Genomic DNA, 1,315 nt, shown 5'->3' on the forward strand with positions numbered 1-1,315 from the left:
TGGAGTTGCCCCTATAAAACCGGACCACTTAGCCTCTTAAAACCTTTTTGATAAATTGTCTTGGAGCCATCATTTTTAAACCTTTATGAGGAGCATTTTCATTATAGTCCTCGAACCAAGCTGGTAACTGCTTCATGAGAGTATGAGCATCTAATGGGTCACTGAACGCTACATAATCTCTCTTAAATGTTTTAACGAACGCTTCCGCCATCCCATTACTTTCAGGACTATAAGCAGGAGTGGTTCTCACATCAAAGCCAAGATTTCTAGCAAACTCTACTGTTTCTCTAGCGACGTAACAAGGTCCATTATCACTCAGCCACTGTATGGGCTTTGGTAACACATCAACTTTACCAAAACGATACTCCATACTTTCAAATATCAAATCTCTAATAGCTCTGCCATCTATACCAATAGTTGATGAAATATAGCTGATAACCTCTCGGTCGCAAGTATCCATAGCAAAAGCAACATGCACTCTATCTCCGTTAGCGCACTGAAGGGTAAAACAATCTGAGCACCAACGTGTATTGCTTCTCATAGTAATAACTTTACCATCATGAGAGCGTGTTGGTTTTTTCTTGGCAGCCAAAAGCAATAAATTATTTAGCTTCATGATCCGGTATACACGCTTGTGGTTAACTTTTAATTTACCTTCTGATTGCAATCGATGATTGAGTAAAATAGTGACTCTTCGATAGCCATAGCTACTGCGTTTATCAATGATCTCACGAATGTAAGGGAGCAGTTCATTATCTTCGGTTTTACAGTAATGAGTTGAGTGTGGTTCCATTTTTTTAAGCCTTTGTGTTAAATTAGAACGGGATATTTCTAGAGCACGAGCTATGGCTCTTATTCGAAATCGCTTATTCCCAGCAAGGGTTGCCGCGAGATCAGTTTTTTTTCCCGACCTAGTTTTACAGCTTCACGCAGAATTTCGTTCTCTAGCGTTTTTTGGCCCAACACTTGTTCTAACTGCTTAATTCTCTTCTTGAGTTCATTAGCCTCACTTTGGGGAACTACAGCCTCTTCAGCCTTTACTCCAGTCAATGCACTATTCTCCATTAATTTACGCCAATAAAATAATTGGCTAGGCGGTATTCCATGTTTTCTCGCAACGTAGGATACCGTTGCACCTGAGTGATAGGTTTCATGGACAATTTGTTGTTTTTCTAAGGGCGTCCAACGGCGCCGATTAGTACTTGAATGGATTATTTCATTGCATTCTACTGTTGTCGATATAGTCATATTACTAGTCCTATTCCTAGTCGTTATTTTTTAACTAGGTGGACCGGTTTAAATGGGGGGCACTACA

General features: G+C 40.0%; 1 protein-coding gene. It reads right to left on the reverse strand.

Annotation, left to right across the window (positions count from 1 at the left end):
• Window positions 1-28 precede the first annotated feature (28 nt).
• Window positions 29-1,248 (reverse strand): IS3 family transposase gene (locus LOX96_RS17465; RefSeq protein WP_250424813.1). Its coding sequence is split into 2 segments (ribosomal slippage): window positions 29-906 and window positions 906-1,248, totalling 1,221 coding nucleotides; the frame shifts between segments, so codons are not numbered across the junction.
• Between the last annotated feature and the right edge of the window lie 67 nt (window positions 1,249-1,315).

The sequence above is a fragment of the Legionella maioricensis genome, assembly GCF_023618015.1.
Classification (GTDB): Bacteria; Pseudomonadota; Gammaproteobacteria; order Legionellales; family Legionellaceae; genus Legionella; species Legionella maioricensis.